General features: G+C 54.8%; 17 protein-coding genes and 2 pseudogenes. 5 read left to right on the forward strand and 14 right to left on the reverse strand.

All coding sequences use genetic code 11. The features are described from left to right. Positions 1-922: IS3 family transposase (locus B9A31_RS14705; protein ID WP_143512055.1), on the forward strand; the 922-nt coding region annotated here is incomplete at its 5' end. A gap of 17 nt (positions 923-939) precedes the next feature. Here B9A31_RS14705 and B9A31_RS14710 read toward each other — a convergent pair. The 7 genes and pseudogenes from B9A31_RS14710 to B9A31_RS14735 form a co-directional block, all read right to left on the reverse strand. Then, positions 940-1,257: pseudogene (locus B9A31_RS14710) on the reverse strand (FadR/GntR family transcriptional regulator); the annotation flags it as partial. 67 nt (positions 1,258-1,324) lie between these two features. Then, positions 1,325-1,855 carry a methyl-accepting chemotaxis protein gene (locus B9A31_RS27745; RefSeq protein WP_371104962.1) on the reverse strand — a complete coding sequence of 177 codons (531 nt, stop codon included), beginning with the start codon at positions 1,853-1,855 and terminating at the stop codon, positions 1,325-1,327. Positions 1,856-2,179: 324 nt separating this feature from the next. Beyond that, a pseudogene (locus B9A31_RS27750) lies at positions 2,180-2,512 on the reverse strand (HAMP domain-containing protein); the annotation flags it as partial. Positions 2,513-2,662: 150 nt separating this feature from the next. Further along, complete coding sequence (locus B9A31_RS14720; protein ID WP_084297096.1) at positions 2,663-2,935, reverse strand: MCP four helix bundle domain-containing protein; 273 nt, start codon at positions 2,933-2,935, stop codon at positions 2,663-2,665. Between the two features lie 156 nt (positions 2,936-3,091). After that, entirely contained in the window at positions 3,092-3,301 is a 210-nt protein-coding gene (locus B9A31_RS14725) for a hypothetical protein (RefSeq protein WP_027596523.1), read from the reverse strand. Between the two features lie 154 nt (positions 3,302-3,455). Beyond that, positions 3,456-4,568: an FAD-dependent monooxygenase gene (locus B9A31_RS14730; protein ID WP_027596522.1), complete on the reverse strand. Its 1,113-nt coding sequence runs from the start codon at positions 4,566-4,568 to the stop codon at positions 3,456-3,458. Positions 4,569-4,791: 223 nt separating this feature from the next. Beyond that, on the reverse strand, positions 4,792-5,790 hold the full coding sequence (locus tag B9A31_RS14735; protein ID WP_027596521.1) for a fumarylacetoacetate hydrolase family protein: 999 nt from the start codon (positions 5,788-5,790) through the stop codon (positions 4,792-4,794). 388 nt (positions 5,791-6,178) lie between these two features. On the opposite strand from B9A31_RS14735, the gene B9A31_RS14740 reads away from it, so the two are divergent. From B9A31_RS14740 to B9A31_RS14750, 3 genes are read left to right on the forward strand one after another with little or no spacing between them, the layout of a single operon-like run. After that, positions 6,179-7,186, forward strand: coding sequence for an ornithine cyclodeaminase family protein (locus tag B9A31_RS14740; RefSeq protein WP_027608959.1), 1,008 nt, complete (start codon positions 6,179-6,181; stop codon positions 7,184-7,186). Between the two features lie 45 nt (positions 7,187-7,231). Beyond that, positions 7,232-8,242: a dihydrodipicolinate synthase family protein gene (locus B9A31_RS14745; protein ID WP_027596519.1), complete on the forward strand. Its 1,011-nt coding sequence runs from the start codon at positions 7,232-7,234 to the stop codon at positions 8,240-8,242. Between the two features lie 26 nt (positions 8,243-8,268). Further along, positions 8,269-9,726: an NAD-dependent succinate-semialdehyde dehydrogenase gene (locus B9A31_RS14750; RefSeq protein WP_201296097.1), complete on the forward strand. Its 1,458-nt coding sequence runs from the start codon at positions 8,269-8,271 to the stop codon at positions 9,724-9,726. A 509-nt stretch (positions 9,727-10,235) separates the two neighbouring features. Here the strand turns inward: B9A31_RS14750 and B9A31_RS14755 are convergent. From B9A31_RS14755 to B9A31_RS14765, 3 genes are all read right to left on the reverse strand, one after another. After that, positions 10,236-11,138: a SphA family protein gene (locus B9A31_RS14755; RefSeq protein WP_159453279.1), complete on the reverse strand. Its 903-nt coding sequence runs from the start codon at positions 11,136-11,138 to the stop codon at positions 10,236-10,238. Between the two features lie 106 nt (positions 11,139-11,244). Continuing rightward, positions 11,245-11,580: a Rieske (2Fe-2S) protein gene (locus B9A31_RS27755; RefSeq protein ID WP_081717242.1), complete on the reverse strand. Its 336-nt coding sequence runs from the start codon at positions 11,578-11,580 to the stop codon at positions 11,245-11,247. 22 nt (positions 11,581-11,602) lie between these two features. Continuing rightward, complete coding sequence (locus B9A31_RS14765) at positions 11,603-12,538, reverse strand: VOC family protein (RefSeq protein WP_027608962.1); 936 nt, start codon at positions 12,536-12,538, stop codon at positions 11,603-11,605. Between the two features lie 389 nt (positions 12,539-12,927). Between B9A31_RS14765 and B9A31_RS14770 the strand changes: the two genes are divergently transcribed. Then, complete coding sequence (locus B9A31_RS14770; protein ID WP_027596515.1) at positions 12,928-13,533, forward strand: TetR/AcrR family transcriptional regulator; 606 nt, start codon at positions 12,928-12,930, stop codon at positions 13,531-13,533. Positions 13,534-13,586: 53 nt separating this feature from the next. Here B9A31_RS14770 and B9A31_RS14775 read toward each other — a convergent pair whose 3' ends face one another. Genes B9A31_RS14775 through B9A31_RS14790 form a run of 4 tightly spaced genes read right to left on the reverse strand, consistent with a single transcriptional unit; the run spans position 13,587 to position 16,562 of the window. Continuing rightward, the gene (locus tag B9A31_RS14775; RefSeq protein ID WP_027596514.1) at positions 13,587-14,513 is read right to left on the reverse strand and encodes a 3,5-dioxohexanoate:acetyl-CoA acetone transferase; all 927 of its coding nucleotides are present in this window, start codon (positions 14,511-14,513) and stop codon (positions 13,587-13,589) included. After that, positions 14,510-15,049 (reverse strand): cupin domain-containing protein, encoded by a 540-nt coding sequence (locus B9A31_RS14780; protein ID WP_027596513.1) that lies wholly within the window; start codon positions 15,047-15,049, stop codon positions 14,510-14,512. The genes B9A31_RS14775 and B9A31_RS14780 overlap by 4 nt, the downstream gene beginning before the upstream one ends. A 50-nt stretch (positions 15,050-15,099) precedes the next feature. Then, a complete protein-coding gene (locus tag B9A31_RS14785) occupies positions 15,100-15,564 on the reverse strand; it encodes a PaaI family thioesterase (RefSeq protein WP_050580654.1) in 465 nt (154 codons plus the stop codon). Between the two features lie 8 nt (positions 15,565-15,572). Further along, complete coding sequence (locus B9A31_RS14790; RefSeq protein WP_027608964.1) at positions 15,573-16,562, reverse strand: fumarylacetoacetate hydrolase family protein; 990 nt, start codon at positions 16,560-16,562, stop codon at positions 15,573-15,575. Positions 16,563-16,571 lie beyond the last annotated feature (9 nt).

Raw genomic sequence — 16,571 nt, forward strand, 5'->3', positions numbered from 1 at the left:
GAGACATCTTAAAGAAGGCCGCCGCGTACTTTGCCAAGGAGTGCGGCTGAAGTACGCCTTCATCAAGAAGCACTCGACGGATTACCCGGTGCGGCGCCTTTGCCAAACCCTCAAGGTGCATCCCAGCGGCTACTACGCCTGGCTGGCCGAGCCTCAATCTACCCGAGCAAAAGAAGATCATCGTCTGCTTGGCTTGATCAAACAGGCTTGGCTCGAAAGCGGAGGTGTGTACGGCTACCGCAAAATTCATGGTGACCTGCGTGAACTGGGAGAGACATGCGGGCGAAATCGAGTCGGTCGTTTGATGCAGGCAGAGGGGTTGCGTTCGCAAACGGGCTATCGCCGTCGTCCTGGGTTTTATGGCGGAAAGCCAACAGTGGCATCTCCCAAACACCTTGCCCGGCAGTTCAAGGTCAGCGAGCCGAACAAGGTCTGGGGGACAGATATCACTTACATCCGCACCTATGAAGGATGGCTTTATCTGGCGGTAGTGCTGGATCTGTTTTCTCGCCAAGTGATTGGTTGGTCAATGAAGCCAAGGATGTGCAGCGACCTGACTATCGACGCGATGCTGATGGCCGTTTGGCGACGCAAGCCACAGCAGCAAGTGATGATTCACTCAGACCAAGGCAGTCAGTTCAGTAGCTCAGATTGGCAAAGCTTCCTTAAGGCTAACAATGTGATCAGCAGCATGAGCCGACGAGGAAACTGCCACGACAATGCCGTAGCCGAGAGCTTTTTCCAGCTTTTGAAGCGGGAACGAATCCGACGAAAGACCTACGCAACACGTGACGAAGCCCGAAGTGATATTTTCGATTACATCGAGATGTTCTATAACCCAAAACGTCGACACAGCAGTGCTATGCAGCTGTCTCCAGTAGAGTATGAGAAACGCTATTTTCAGAGCTTGGAGAGTGTCTAGGAAACCAGGGGCGATTCAATACGCAGCTCCAGCACATGCAATACGTCTCGGATGGAACTGATGGCGGAGACATCAATCTTGAAAATATTTAGTGCTGGGCCCTGCACAAACGAACCTATCCCGTGTCGCGTCTGGACCAGTCCTGTCGCCTGCAACTGAGATACAGCCTCACGTACTACAGTACGACTAACGCCGTGCTCGGCCATGAGCTCCGCCTCAGTTGAAAGCTTGTCCCCGAGATTGAGCTGACCACTGCGGATGCGCTCAGTTAATACAGCCACCAATTGCTGCGACAAGCTACGCAATCTGTCCCCTGGTATTTGATGCTGTGTCATAGTGGTTCCTGCAGTCAGAAGCGGACACCTAGTGTGGTCTTTCAGAAATACCACACTAGACAGTGCCTTAAGCCTCAAATCTTGAAACAAGTTGCTGCAAGTGCCCCGCTAACTCGGAAAGATCGCCACTTGCCTGATCAGTTTGTGTGACGCCTTCAGATGCTTCCTTGGACAGTCCCTGTATTTTCAGCAGGCTCCGATTGACGCTTTCCATCATCCCCTCCTGCTGATCAGCTGAACCGGCAATGACCCTACTTCGCTCAATGATCGTCTCGATTGAGGCCTGAATATCTCTTAAAGCCTGGTCAGCGGACCCAGCCAGACTCAGAGTGATCTCCGCACTTTCTGAACTGCGCCGCATTGACGAAACTGCCCGTTCCGTCACCTCCTGAATGCCCCCGATGAGCACCTCGATCTCATGGGTTGAGTTCTTAGTTCTAAGCGCCAAGGCCCGAACTTCCTCTGCGACTACTGCGAAGCCGCGCCCAGCGTCACCTGCCCGGGCCGCCTCAATGGCAGCGTTGAGCGCGAGAAGATTCGTTTGCTCCGCGATTGAGCGAATGACCTCGATGATTCTGGTGACGTTTGCAACATTCATGGCCAGCTCGCCGACCTGTGCGTTTGTCAGCGAAACCTCTTCAGTAAGCTCAGAGATGGAGTTGACCATCCGAGCGAACTGTTCACAGCCCGATCTCACGCTTTGATCGGAAATCTGAGAGGCCTCCGCAGTCCTGGCTGCGTTCTTTGCGACCTCCACCACTGCGAGCGTCGCGACATTCACAATAGAAACCGCTGACACAACCTCCTCATTCTGCAACTTCATTGCCCTTGAAGAAGATGTGGTGACTACTTTGAGCTCAACTGCAGAGGCCGCAATGCGGGTGGATGACTTGGTGATCGCCTTGATCATCTCCCTCAGACCGTCCTGCATGAGGTTTAGCGAGCTAAGAACCTGAGCAGGCTCGTCTCGGCCCTGGGCGTCTATCTTGACGTCCAGCCTTCCCAGGGCAACCCTCTCAACCACCTGCACTGCGCGCCGAAGGGGTCGCACAATGCTCTTGGTGTAAAAAATCGCTAAACCCACCGTTACCAGTAAAGCGATTAATACGGCAGCGATGATACCCCGCCGGGCACTGTCCCGGGCCTCGAGAAGCCCTACCGTGGCTTTCTCATAACCCTCCATGTTTAGCTTCATGAGTTCCTCGGTTGCCATCCCAAGCCGAGTCCCATAGCCAATTATTGCTCCCCTCAGCATTGAGGAAGCCGAGGCCAGATCGCCAGAAGAAATTGTACGGATGATATTCTCCTGCTCAGTGGTATAGATCTTGTCAGTCTGGTCGAACTGATCGAATACACTTCGCTCTTCCACACTCGTCAGCCCGACATTGACCTGTTCCTTCAGCGACTAAACTTCACCCACAAGCGCTTTCAGTTGGCGAAGACCAACCGTCCTTGCCGCTGGATTTTCCAGAGAGGAGAGTTGAGCAAGAAATACATGATTCCTAAGCTGTGCTTTAACCAGGTTACTGAGATTGACTATATTGGGCAGCCACTTCTCATTGATGACCGCAGATTGCTTCGCCATCCTTTCCATTTTATGAATAGAGAACGTACCCAAAAGAAAAACAATCAGCGCGATGATGCCAAAACTAAATGCCGAGCGCGGCGCCAATTTCATACTTCGTAACATATCGCCCCCGTATAGCCAAAGGCAGCAAACAAGAAAGCGCCTGACGAGGACCGTACAGGCGCACAAGTAACGCAAGGGACAACAACAATAGGCGCTAAATGGCACTCAAACCATTGAGGAATATCTGACCTCGTTGCCTACAGGTCAAAAGGCCAGCTTCTTGATCACAAGAAATACACCAATGAAGCCGCTGGCCAATCCACTGAAAAACCCACTCATGCCGTTGCCGATGGAATTATCAAGTGGATTGAGTGGAAACGGCGCAAGGTAATATGCAACAAGAAAGGCCACAACTGCGGAGATAACGCCACCAACAAGGCCAGCCACAACAGATTCTTTCAAAGCAAGACTCATAGTAGTTCCTCTGTTTTTATTTTCGGACGTACATCAACAAACAACCCTCCCCAGGCGAGGAAGATCATTGGCCAGGTATTTCTTTGAGCCCTCTAACTGTCCTAGATTCGCCGTTTTCAGGCGAACCGAGGACTCATCCTTGATGGATAGGGAATTAGAGCGGACGCCCCAAATACTGGTAGGTCTGCAGTAGCAGCCCAGCCGATCTCTCTCGGTTACCCAACGCGTCTTCCTGTTCATTCCTGCACAACTGCAGCGATGCGTCGCAGATCGTCTTACAACGTTCAAATCGACGATTGGAGTACATTTCAAGAGCAGCTTTTGCTGTGGTGGTGGCAGCAATGCTTTCAGCAAGGACAACAGCATCTTCGATGGCCATGCCACCGCCAGAGGTCATGTGAGGCGTAGGAGCGTGTGCGGCGTCGCCGAGCAGAATCACACGATTGCGATGCCAAGGCGCCGGCACAAGTGTGATATCCAGCGGACGGAAAATGACCTGCTTGGCATCGGTCACACGCTCGAGCGAGTCGCGGATTGCCGGAGCAGTGTACTCCATCAAGCGCTCCCGAATGAGATGATGAGCCTCTCCCTCCGGAATGCGCAGAGGCTCTTTACTGTTTTCGAGATAGAAGATGTAGCAACTTTCTTGCGACGTCGGGAACGATCCCACCGTATGACCCGTGGGAGTGCGATAAAGGCAGAAAGCATCGATTTCAGCGGGCCTCGGCGCATTGAAACGCCAGACACTTTGACCAGCAAATCGAGGGCTGCAGTCTGTACCGAACACCTGACCACGAATCTTCGAGTAGACCCCGTCTGCCGCAACCACCAAGTCGTATGTTGCCTCGCGGCCGTCCGAAAAGCGAACGTCGACGCCATCCTCACGATTGACCAGATTCTCTACGGTCAAACCGCGATCGATAACTGCACCAGCACCCTCGGCGGCAGACTCGAGGATGCCAGCCAGTTCCGGGCGGCGAATCCCACAGCTGGGAGGTGCAGGGTTGGTTACCAGAAGCTCGCCTGCCGAATTGAACTGGCGAAACTTATCGAACCGGTAACCACTATCCAGGCAAGGCTCCGCGAGACCGAGACCTGTGAGAGCCCGCATCGCGTTGTGAAGCATACAGATTCCAGAACCGGTAATCGGAGCCTCAGGCTTGATATCGATACAGTGAACATCAACACCAATTCTGCGGAGCGCGAAAGCTGCTGTGGCGCCCCCGATTCCGCTGCCCACGATCAGGACGCGTTTAATTGCATTCATTCTTGTCTCCTCTCCGCTTCTGTGGCGGGTGGTAACTGCTATAGCAGGTGTAGTCGCCCGCACATGGCTCAAAGCTCTGCACGAGGCTGGTCACATTCGCGCCTCTTACTGACCGGCTCGGACGCTGAACTAGCCACCCGGAGCGGGTCGAATTACTCTCTATGCTCAAATCTCGCGGTTTGACATGTTCAAAGACCGAAATTAAAAGCGGAACATCGATTGTTTACATGAACGGATCGCGACGCTCGGGCCACCAAGACTCTTCCGGACGCTGCCCGATGCGATTGCGCAGGACACCGACACCGCCCACGTCCAGTTCCACCACATCGCCCGGGTTCAAGCTACGCCCCAGCTCGAGTGCCGAGCCATCACCCATGGTACCGGAACCGATGACATCGCCAGGCTGGATGTGGTCGCCGATAGAGACGTAGGCAATCAATTCCTCCGGGGTCCAGAGCATCTCGGACGAATCACCCTCGCCCCAGGTCTCGCCGTTAACGCGAACGGACATCTTAATGGCGTTCAGATCGGAGAATTCGTCAATTGTGGTGATCCACGGGCCGATGCCGTAGGCGAAGTCCTTACTCTTGGTCGGCCCCATACCTATTGCGAACTCGTTGGCCTGGAGATCGCGAGCGCTGAAGTCGTTGAAGATGGTCACGCCGAACAGGTGGGCAAGAGCGGTGTCGGGAGTGATGTTATTGGCCCGGCTCCCGATGACCCAACCGATCTCGAGTTCGTAATCGATACGCTGGCCGCGAGCCGGCCACGGTACCTCAGCGTCATGACCGATGACGGTCCAGGGCGAGCCCTTGAAATAGCCGGGGATCTCCAGCAGGGCCGGCTGTGGCGTGACATTCATTCGCTCGTGGAATTGGCGGATGTGCTTGGTGAACGTCAAGCCATCACGGACCACTGAAGGATCGCACGCCGCGCCCCACTTCAGACCGTCCATGGCCAGCGACGCATCAGCCCCGTTTTTCTCAGCCGCTTCAGCAGCGGTATCCAGGAACTGCTGACCCAAGGCGATGGCAGCAGACATGCTTTCGGGGAAGACCGTGGACGCATAGCGAAGAGCAGCTTCGCGAGTAGCGCCCTTAGCTTGAAGACGCAGAGCTTCAGCGGCGCGCAGATCAATGACTCTGTTCTGCTCCGGCAGAACCATGCAGATACGCTGTACGGGACCGTCCAGACCTTCAACCACAAACCGACCTAGTTTCATCACTTTCTCCCGAGGGGTTGTCGTGCTCTTTCGAGAGTAAACTATACGTATCGTTTCGAAAGTGCAACCAATTCCAATCACTCCTCGGATTTGACCATATGTATTGACTCAATGAGCCTTGCTTGGAAAGAATATTTTGGATACGATCCGTTTCGTTTATCTTACAATCATCCCAGCTGAGCACCACAAGCAAGGGCCTGACTGAGTTGTCTTGGGCATCGAGAGGGCCAGACCACTTGAAACCTTCAACCGCCTCACGAGGAAGGTTATATGGCTGCAGATCCATGGAGCCGTCTAGTCAGAGACGTCCCTGCAAAGCACTCATCGCCGAAACAGGGACGCCCTGCTATTGCTCCCCCCGCAACCGCCGTTCTTTGGAATCCATCATATGACTGCCAATCTTAAGAACCCCGTATTCGTTTCCAGTGACACAGCTCGAGCCGTCTTTCGCTGGAAAGACGCTATTGCCGCCCTCCAGAAGGCATACGGCCACTCCATCCCTCCGAAAGCGACGCCACCTCGCACGGTCGCAGTGCTTGAAAAAACATGGCTACGCAACCTGCCTGCAATTCCTCCTGGCAGCCGATACTACGGCGCCAAACTGATGGGTTCGAACATGGGGGGCGATGCGCCTCCTGGCATCGAATACGTCATTGTCCTGTTTGATCGGACCACCAACCGAATCGCAGCCTTCGTCGACGGCAACCTGGTGACGGGCTACCGCACAGCCTCAACTTCAGCCGCTGCGTTGGATCGACTTGCCCCCAAAGGCCCTGCACGCCTGGCAGTACTGGGTAGCGGCCTGGAAGCAGCGATGCACACCCGCGCGTTTGCAAGTGTTCGCGAGCTCACCGAAGTCAATGTATTCAGCCCGACGCCTGATCGTCGCGCAGCCTTCGCCGCAGCAGTAACCGCAGATATCGGCATTCCGGCCAGAGGTGTCGCATCCGCCAAGCAGGCAGTGGAAGGTGCAGACATCGTGCTGACCGCCGCCCGCTCGCGCGGCGAGGAGCCGATTCTTTTTGCCGAATGGCTGAAGCCCGGCGCAACCGTTGTCTCGATTGGTTCGACCATTCCTGAACAGCGCGAGATAGACATTTCGGTGGTTGAGCGCAGCGACATCATCATCTGCGACACACTGGAAGAGGTGCTCGAGGAAACTGGGGACATGTTGGCTGCCAAAGCAGCAGGCGTTGAGTTCCAAAACAAGGCATTCAGCCTGGCCGACCTCATGGGCGGCGCCTGCGCCGATGCCCTGGCAAAAGCTCGCGCCCCGATGTTCAAGTCTGTCGGCGGCGGTCTGCAGGACATCGTCGTCGCTGAGCTGATTCTAACCAAGGCACTCGAAGCCGGCCTTGCCACCCCGCTCCCCATCGAATTCGAAACCAAACGCTAAACGAGCTTTTAGTCCAGATAAAGCAATCCACAGAGGAAACTGAACATGGCCAATTACAACAAAAAGGACGCCCGTGAGTGGGCACGTGAACACCTGCTCGGCGTGGCCAACGTCACCATTCCGACGATGACCTCCGACTTCAAGCGCATCAACGAAAAGGCAGTGCGACATGATGTCGAACTGGCGATCCAGCATGGCTTCGTGGGCACGCTGTCCTGCTCTGAGGTTGCGATCACTCAGGACCAGTACGTCGAGTTCTGCCAAATCATGGCTGACCAGGCCGCAGGCCGGATGGTCGTGGTTCACCATGCCGTATTCAACACCCTTGAAGACAACATCGAAGCCGTAAAGCGTGCCGAAGCTGCCGGCGCCGATGTGGTACTGCTGGGCTACCCGCCCTACTTCTACCCGAAGGACTACGAAGAGGTTTTCCAGTACACCAAGGCAATCTGTGACGCGACCAATCTCGGCGTGATCATCTTCCCGCTGCCGGCCTGGGGCTTCAGCCGACTGCACCCTGCAGACATCCCGCTCTCGGTCCTGCGTCGCATGGTCGACGAGATTCCGAACGTTGTAGCGATCAAGGCCGAAGGCGGACTGCCCTACATCATGTCAGCCATTGAGGTTCATCGTGAGTTCCACGAGGAGGTCGTGATCTCTTCCCCTCTGGAATACGAATACGTGCCCCTGGCCCAGGTCATGGACATTCCGTTCTGTGGGACCAACTACTCCGCTTACTACGGCCCGCTGCTGCCCCAGATCCACAAGCTGATCCGCGCAGGCAACTACGATGAAGCCACCCAGCTTTGGTACAAGATGGACCCGGCCCGCAAGGCTTTCGCCAGCCTCCCGATGGCTGCAAACGGTCTGCTGAATCGCATGATGTGGAAGTACCAGGGTTGGCTCCAGGGCTACAACGGCGGCCCGATGCCCCACCCCACTCAACGTGTATTCCAGCGCGATATGGCGGTACTGCGCAAAGGTCTCGAGGCCGCCGGTCTCAATCCCACCCGTGATGCAGACGAAGCCTTCTTCGTCGGCCGTAATCCCGTTTGAGGCCCGCCATGACCTGTGCAAATACTCTGCAACTGAAAGACCCCGACCTGCTGCGTCAAGCCATGCTAATCGATGGCCAATGGGTTCCAGCCGACAACGGACAGAGCATCGAGGTCCGCAACCCAGCCACCGGCGAGCTGGTGGCTCATGTTCCCAATGGTGGTATGCGTGAAACTCAGCGTGCAGTAGCCGCCGCCGAGCGCGCCATGAAAGGCTGGCGTAAAACGCTGCCGAAGGAGCGCTCCAGGATACTTCGCAAGCTATTCGATCTGATGCTGGAAAACATCGACGACCTTGCGAAAATCATGACTGCCGAACAAGGTAAGCCCCTTGTAGAGTCCCGCGGCGAAATTACCTACGCCGCGGGCTTTATCGAGTGGTTTGCCGAGGAAGCAAAACGCGTTTACGGCGACATCATTCCGCACAACCTGGAAGGTCGCCAGATCCTCGTGCAGAAGGCGCCGATCGGGGTGTTCGCAGCAATCACTCCCTGGAACTTCCCCTCGGCAATGATCACCCGCAAAGCGGGTCCGGGCTGGGCTGTTGGTTGCGCCGGCGTGATCAAACCCGCAAGCCAAACTCCGCTATCTGCACTGGCACTGGCAGTGCTCGCGGAGCGTGCAGGTCTGCCTGCAGGCGTCTGCAACGTCGTGACCGGCTCCGCTCGTGCAATCGGCGGCGAGCTGACGTCCAATCCAACTGTACGCAAGCTCTCCTTCACCGGCTCAACCGAGGTAGGCGCCCAACTGCTGGCTCAATGTGCACCGACCATCAAGAAGACCAGCATGGAGCTCGGCGGCAACGCTCCATTCATTGTCTTCGATGATGCCGATGTGGACGCGGCGGTGAAAGGTGCCATCGCAGCCAAGTACCGCAACACCGGGCAGGCCTGCGTTGCTGCCAACCGGCTTCTGGTTCAATCGGGCATCTACGATACGTTCGCGCAGAAGCTCGCAGAGGCCACCGCGGCTTTGAAAGTTGGCAACGGCATGGACGAAGGCGTAGTGCTTGGCCCGCTGATCAATGATGAAGCGGTCAAGAAAGTCGAAGAGCACATCGCCGACGCGGTCGAGAAAGGCGCCCGGATAGCAACTGGCGGTAAACGACACACCCTGGGTGGGAGCTACTTCGAGCCGACCGTTCTCACAGATGTGCCGAACGAAGCGTTGATCTTCAACGACGAAACCTTCGGCCCGGTAGCCCCCTTGTTCCGCTTCGACTCTGAAGAAGAAGCGATAAACATGGCTAATGACACGCCGTACGGCCTGGCCGCGTATGTATATGCGCGCGATGTGGGCAGGATCTTCCGCATCGTCGACAGCCTCGAATTCGGCATGGTCGGTGTGAACGAAGGGATGATTTCTACTGAGGTTGCTCCCTTTGGCGGCGTTAAAAACTCCGGCCTCGGCCGCGAAGGCTCCAAGTACGGGGTAGAAGACTACCTGGAGATCAAGTACATCGCCCTTGGAGGTCTGAACCAGTAACCGCAGGCATCGCCAATGCTCGGCAGCCAGAGATGGCTGTCGAGTACTCCCCTAAGCATTTCCTCTGCTGCGCAGAGCAGCACTGTCGTTAGCTGCTAGCCCTCTATATAGCTCTCTTCCTTTTCCTCAGTGTTTCGCGGTCGACAACGCTACTGTTCAGGCTCCACAGATCTACATGCCTAGAGTCATAGAGTCGAGAGCTCCTTGCCAAATAGGGACACCATTGGGCTTTGACGATTTGCGCCGTCTTACCCCGCTACGCCGTCTAATCCGCTTCCTGTTCGTCAGGCCAGCATTTTGCCTCGGGCTTCTTTCAGATTCGCAGTCACCCACGACACCCTTGCCTCTGGCTAACACTTCCCCTTGCCGGGTGTGTAGAGGACTTTCAACTCCAAGTCGCCCGCTCAGCCACCATAGCCAAACGGGTTGCACTAACGCGCAACGCGCCATGCCTGGCGCACGCAAAAAAAAACGCCCAGCCATGCGACTGGGCGTTGCTGTAATTCATATCAGTACTTCAGAAAACCATTAAGCATGATGGTGTCGCCTTCCGAGGCATTACGGGAGTAAATGTCATTCTGGTAAGCGGCAACAATTCCCCAATCACGAGTGCCGTAGCCAACCTGTGGGCCGATTTTGGTGGTGCGGCTGCGATTACCTACATTATGACCTTGAGACTGATCGTCGTTCAGCTGAGTTGAGACGAATCCGCCCACGCCAACCAACCAGCTCTGGGTTACACGATAGTTCAGACCATAATCAGCTACTAACTGAACGCCCGACTTATAGTCAGTATCGCTATTTTCCCAACTGTAGTTCAGGCTGATCTTCGAACTCAGTTCGACACGCTCCATCGGGAACCAAGTGAAGGCATAGGCCATGTATAGGGCGCGGCTGTTGTTACCCGCGTTGATGAGCGCGTTCTTGTCATACTTACCCCACGGTTCGATCAGTTCAATATCGACGTTCTGCAGGTAGTTCGCAGACACCCAGCTGACCAAGAAGCCAAACATCGGATCGCCGATACCGCTGACGGAGTCACGCTCGAACGGACCAAGAGCCGGGATGTTAATGTGCCCCTTGACATAAGGAATCGCTGCCTGCAAAGAGACATCGCCGCCCAGCAACTTCGGACCGTCCAGGGTGTGAACAACTCGAATGGCGTGGGCGTGAACTCGACCCTTGGCCTTCGGAAAGACTTTATCGCCATCATTGTTTCGGACCGAATCGATATCGATAAGTTTATTGTACGTGTAGAAATGAGTTTCACCAGGAGCACCCACAGCGCCACTCATCACAGTTACGGTACCTGCTGGATAGCTAGAGCTCCCCCCCTCCAACGCATAAGTATGCGAAGCCAACAGGAAACCGACGAAACAGGTAACCACTCGCAAAGCACCAGCACTTTTCATGGATAGACTCCGCTTTGTTTTTGTTTTAGTTCTAATTGAGCCACCCGGAAAATAGAGTCCCCACCCAGCCATTTATTGGGACACGGCAAAAGGTTTGGAAACTATTCTAGGCGTTTACTACAAAAACATTACCTTCCTCGTCCACTGCTATAGACAGAGCGCTTAGTTTCTCCCCCAAGCAAGGACCGTGAACACAAACACCTGTATCAATCTCAAACAGCGCACCATGCCCGTGACAGACGATATACTTCGACTCTCGATCGAGGTATTGCCCCCTCCTCATGGGCAACGTTGACCCGGGCCAGTGCGGACAAGAGTTCCGATATCCATATATTTCCCCGAGCTTATTGACCAAAAAAATATCGTCTTTGCCATACAGCGAATATCGGAGCCCTATGGAAGTTCCTGGCAGAACATCATCGATATGACAGATTCGCTCCATTACGTTTCGGCCCAATTAACGCCTACTGGGGACGTTCACCACCCGGCGCCCACTGTTCGCGCCAATGGAACAAGAACACCTGGGAATTATCCATGATGCCCGGAGCAATGCGAGGCTCCCAGTTGTCATCATGCTGGTCCATATCTGCGTCGTATTCGATATGGCAACCCATCGGGGTGTTGAAGTACCAGAACCAATTGGAGCCGAAGCGGTGGCGGCCAGGCCCCCAAAAGGTTTCGTAACCTTTCTCGACCAAGGCAGTGCCGGCGCTGAGGACTTCAGTCGGGCCGCCCATGTGGAAGGTGAAATGCTCACAACCTTGCAGGTGCGGTGGGGTTTGGATAAAGAACAGGGTGTGGTGCTCCAAGGTGCCCGCAGGGCGTAGGAACGGCCCCATGCCGACGAACTTGTCGGTGAGCTTGAAACCGAGGCGATTGGTGTAGAACGCCTCTGCCTTTTCGATATCGGGCACGAAGAAGACGACGTGGGAGAGTGACCGCGGGCGCGCGTCGATCAGCGTAGCCACATCGGACGGAACCCCGGTGACGTTTGCAGGACGACGGACATCGCCCGGAGCGTTCACAACCTCGGCAGGCAAGTCGAGGGGCTTGCGTACAGTGACTTGGAAGCCCAGCGCGAAACCGAGGTCATCAACAAGCTCCAAAGACCCATCGGCCAATGTCTTGACCTCACGCTCACCTTCGAACTCCTGCTTAATCTGCTGCAGCACCGAGGCGTCTTTAACGCCGTAGACGGTCTTTCGCAACATGTTTGCAGTCGGAAGATCCCAGGCCGGTAGAGAAGGATCTTTGCAATGCTTCAGCTCAACGCCGGTGCCATCAAGGGCTTCGAAACGTCCGTTTCCTACAGCTTTCAGACCGTAATCAGTCAGAAACTGCTCGCAGAGAACAACGTCATCCACACCAAAGACAAGCGTATCCGGACCAATAATGTTCATTCAATCACCTTTTTTATTATTCATCGTGCCGTCGGCTCGACCAGCAGACCTGACGAAGCCAACCAGCGACTCACACATGAAAGGCCTGTGCACTTGCGCCCACCTGCCACCCTATTTTGTCAACGTTTACTGCCTATTGGCACATCCCGTTGTGATCTGATCCTTAGGGTAAAAAATAATCTATACGGCACGTACCGTTTTGTAAAGCATTTACCATACTAATCCATTCGAAGCGAGCATCAGTCAAGCCTTCACCTCCAACCAAACCCAAGGCTAAAAGCACTGCTGTGGCAAAACCGAAGCGCAGAGACTATACTGACCGAACCGTATCGTAAGCATCTCCAACGCGGGCTGCACGAGCGTTTTAGCCAACTTGAAAGGACGGATGCATGCAGGTTAAGAAGACCGCATCGAATGAAAAAACATCGGTCGGCCGCCCCCGCAGCGAGGCAACTCGCCGCCAAATCCTTAGCGCGACCATCGCCCTTCTCCAGGAAAAATCAATTCAGGCCATATCCATCGAGGCGATCGCACGCGAAGCTGGTGTGAGCAAGGCGACGATCTACCGCTGGTGGGACTCCAAGGCGCTCATAGTCATCGATGCTTTCATGGAAAACCACCTGGTCAAAACCACCATCCCTCGTGAGCTTGGACCGCGTGACGCGCTGGCCTACCACTTCAAATCGCTGGTAGAGCAGTATTCAGGCTGGCCGGGCCGCCTGGTTGCCCAGATCATTGCTGAAGGGCAATCGGATCCTTCGATTTTGCGTGCCTTCCGTGAGCGTTTCCACTACGGCCGCCGTGCTGTCGTACGTGAGGTACTCGAAGAGTGGAAAGCCACTGAAGAGATTTCCGCAGACACCAACATCGAGATACTCATGGATGTGATCTACGGTGCGGTCTACATGCGCCTGATGCTAAACCACGCACCGCTGGATGAGGCTTTTGCCGAGTCGCACATTGCCTACGTGTATCACCTGCTCGGCATCAACTGAACATCAAAAAAAGCCGGCCCTAAGGCCGGCAATGAGATAGACAAATCTTGGGCTTAGAATGCGGTGTTGTCTTTACCTTTCAGGGCCAGGATTTCGCGTGCCTCTGTTGGAGTAGCGATCTCGATGCCCAGGCCCTCAAGTATTTCCCGGATTTTGCGCACCTGCGCGGCATTCGACACTGCGAGCTCGCTGCGGCCGATGTACAAGCTGTCCTCCAGGCCGACGCGCACATTGCCCCCCAGGATTGCGCTGATGGTCGACAGCGGGATTTGATCCTTCCCTGCCCCCAGCACTGACCAGTGATACTGATCGCCAAACAGGCGGTCTGCGGTGCGCTTCTGGTGCAGGACATCCTCGATGTGAGAGCCAATGGCGCCGCGCAAACCAAAGATGGTTTGAATGAACAGCGGCGGCTTTACCAAGCCCTGATCAAGGAAGTACTTCAGGGTGTAGAGGTGGCTGACGTCGTAGCACTCGAACTCGAAGCGAGTCCCCGCACCACCGATCGTTTTCAGGATCCACTCGATATCCGCATAAGTGTTTCTGAACACCAAGTCCTTGGTCGCCTCAAGGTGCTCAACCTCCCAGCCATACTTCCACTCTCTGTTCTTTTTCGCCATCTCGGACAGATTGAGGTTGATAGACCCCATGTTCAGAGAACACATCTCGGGCTGCAGATCGATACCGGCGGCGGCGCGCTCATTGATCGGCATACCGGGCCCACCTCCCCCCGTGGAAATGTTCACGATCGCATCAGTTTCACGCTTGATGCGGCCGACAAACTCACGGAACACCTCCGGACTACCCGTAGGACGACCATCCTCTGGGTTTCGTGCATGAAGGTGGACAATGGCGGCACCGGCCTCAACCGCTTCAATAGCCTGCTCGGCAATCTCTTCGGGAGTCACAGGCAGGTAAGGAGACATCGAAGGGGTATGTGCGCCACCGGTGATCGCAGCGGTAATGATGGCTTTCTTCACAGTTCCTCTCCTTCGTTAAGAGCCAGAAGGACGAAGAGCATCCGGCAGTTCTTGCCCGACCTGTTCGACCAGCTATGGTTTGTGGCGCGCTGAATTAGGACGTCGCCAGACTTCATCAGCGACTCGCCTTGGTCGAGCATTGCGTAGATCTCCCCCTCGAGTACTACGGCGTAATCCAACGACTCGGTTTTATGGAACCAGAAATGCCGAGGCTGCGCCTTATCACGCACGCCCTCCTTGTCGAGAAACTCGATGAGTTTCTCTTTGTCGTACGACTCATCCGGCGGAAAGTCCACGACGCGCAGCAGCGAACCACCTTCGGAATGGAAGCCGAATTTGTGCCCAGCGGGTGCGGGTTCTGAACCGGCCGCACGGCCTTCCCCTGTAGCCCAGAGCACCTGAGCAACAGGTTTCCCAGGCTCAGCAATGACATTCAGCGCACGACCATCGCTGACGATGATCGATTCACCTTTTTCATCGTGACCGGTAACAATTCGTCGCACTGCTGCGTAACCAAGCTTTGGCAGCTTATTCATCTTTTCCCCACAAGAACGAAACGTTTCGTATTATAATTACCCAAATTTTTTTAAACCCTCGGACTTACATCCATGACAAAGAAAGTTGCCGAGGCATTAGCTATTAATAAATTTCTCTCAAGGTCATAAACCTCACTTCTAGCAAATGCAACTTGGCGACCAACACGATCGACACTACCAATAACTTTTAAACGAGCAGGTCTTGCCGCAGACTGCATGTTCACAGTCATGCTGGTTGTAGCGCAGGTTTTTCCAAATGGCAGCTTACTGAGCACCGCATAGGCCATCGCATAGTCCAGCATGGTCATGAGAGTCCCGCCGGAAACAACCCCGTTGCCCTGAACGGCTTTGGACGAGACCAAGAAACTGAATTCCAATTCACCTGGAGAGCCATTTACCAGTCGAGCACCGAGCTCCTTCAGTCCATCTGTTGTTTCAAGAGCAATATCAAAGGCTTGCTCGGAGATGATTCTTTCAAGCAGTGCGCGGTCGGGATTGTCGTTGAGAGCCTGCATGATCTGCCTCATTTCGTCTCTACGACACACTTCTGGAGCTGATATCCCAAGCCGGAAATCTCAGCTCGCATCACATCTCCATCGGTGAGATAGCGGTTGTAATGGGTACCGTTACCGGCAGGAGAACCAGTACAGATAATATCGCCAGGCAATATCTTGGCGTACCGGGAGATATAGGCGATCTGCTTTTCAATATTGAAGAGCATATCTGCGGTCGTCTCGTCCTGCATGGTGGCTCCGGACACCATGAGTTTCATCTGCAGATCATAGGGGTTGTCAATGAAGCACTTAGGCACAACGTAAGGCCCTAGAGGCAGGAAGCCCGGCTGCCCTTTCGAGCGGAACCAGTCGGTACCGAGCATTTTATAGTCGGTTCGCGGAATCAGGTCGCGGGCAGAGATATCATTTACGATCGTATACCCTGCAACATAATCCATCGCGTCCACTTCACTGATGTTGTATCCTTCTTTACCTATTACGACTGCCAACTCCAGCTCCCAATCAGGCCTTTCAGTAGTGAATGGCAGAATGAGATTATCGTAAGGGCCAGAGATAGCGGAAACAGGCTTGGTAAATACATACGGCTCGCCGTTCGCGACCCGATTATCCATCATTTCCTCAGCCCACCGCTTAAGCTCTTCTTTGCTGAAACCCTCAGGACCGACATTGGCATCAACGGTCATGTCGACCACATGTTTTCGATAATTTGCACCAGTGCAAAAAACTTGCCGGGGCAGATCTACCGCTGGATGAAATTCCAGATGATTCTCATCATACCACTCAGTAGTATCTACCTTTTCAGCCAATACTTTCAGCGACTGGAAGGCGCTGGACCAAGACTCGAGAAGCGCCAGTACACTTTTCCCGCCAAGCTGCGGCATGTCGTGCTCTTCTGCCAGCGTGGAGATGGGAGCAACCTTCCGGTCCACAACCAGACCCGCGAATTTCTCGGCATTTTCATGCTGAGCAGAGAATGTACCTAATGCGAACTTTTTCATGCCCACTCC

Origin of the sequence: Pseudomonas sp. URIL14HWK12:I5, assembly GCF_900176445.1 — a bacterium.
GTDB lineage: Bacteria > Pseudomonadota > Gammaproteobacteria > Pseudomonadales > Pseudomonadaceae > Aquipseudomonas > Aquipseudomonas monteilii.

What these genes read in the sequence shown, in the direction of transcription:
- B9A31_RS14790 (WP_027608964.1), bottom strand. Translation starts at nt 16,562, where the DNA reads ATGAAAAAGTTCGCATTAGGTACATTCTCTGCTCAGCATGAAAATGCC.
- B9A31_RS14785 (WP_050580654.1), bottom strand. Translation starts at nt 15,564, where the DNA reads ATGCAGGCTCTCAACGACAATCCCGACCGCGCACTGCTTGAAAGAATC.
- B9A31_RS14745 (WP_027596519.1), top strand. Translation starts at nt 7,232, where the DNA reads ATGGCCAATTACAACAAAAAGGACGCCCGTGAGTGGGCACGTGAACAC.
- B9A31_RS14755 (WP_159453279.1), bottom strand. Translation starts at nt 11,138, where the DNA reads ATGAAAAGTGCTGGTGCTTTGCGAGTGGTTACCTGTTTCGTCGGTTTC.
- B9A31_RS14765 (WP_027608962.1), bottom strand. Translation starts at nt 12,538, where the DNA reads ATGAACATTATTGGTCCGGATACGCTTGTCTTTGGTGTGGATGACGTT.
- B9A31_RS14730 (WP_027596522.1), bottom strand. Translation starts at nt 4,568, where the DNA reads ATGAATGCAATTAAACGCGTCCTGATCGTGGGCAGCGGAATCGGGGGC.
- B9A31_RS14720 (WP_084297096.1), bottom strand. Translation starts at nt 2,935, where the DNA reads ATGAAATTGGCGCCGCGCTCGGCATTTAGTTTTGGCATCATCGCGCTG.
- B9A31_RS27755 (WP_081717242.1), bottom strand. Translation starts at nt 11,580, where the DNA reads ATGGAGCGAATCTGTCATATCGATGATGTTCTGCCAGGAACTTCCATA.
- B9A31_RS14770 (WP_027596515.1), top strand. Translation starts at nt 12,928, where the DNA reads ATGCAGGTTAAGAAGACCGCATCGAATGAAAAAACATCGGTCGGCCGC.
- B9A31_RS14725 (WP_027596523.1), bottom strand. Translation starts at nt 3,301, where the DNA reads ATGAGTCTTGCTTTGAAAGAATCTGTTGTGGCTGGCCTTGTTGGTGGC.
- B9A31_RS14735 (WP_027596521.1), bottom strand. Translation starts at nt 5,790, where the DNA reads ATGAAACTAGGTCGGTTTGTGGTTGAAGGTCTGGACGGTCCCGTACAG.
- B9A31_RS14740 (WP_027608959.1), top strand. Translation starts at nt 6,179, where the DNA reads ATGACTGCCAATCTTAAGAACCCCGTATTCGTTTCCAGTGACACAGCT.
- B9A31_RS27745 (WP_371104962.1), bottom strand. Translation starts at nt 1,855, where the DNA reads ATGAATGTTGCAAACGTCACCAGAATCATCGAGGTCATTCGCTCAATC.
- B9A31_RS14780 (WP_027596513.1), bottom strand. Translation starts at nt 15,049, where the DNA reads ATGAATAAGCTGCCAAAGCTTGGTTACGCAGCAGTGCGACGAATTGTT.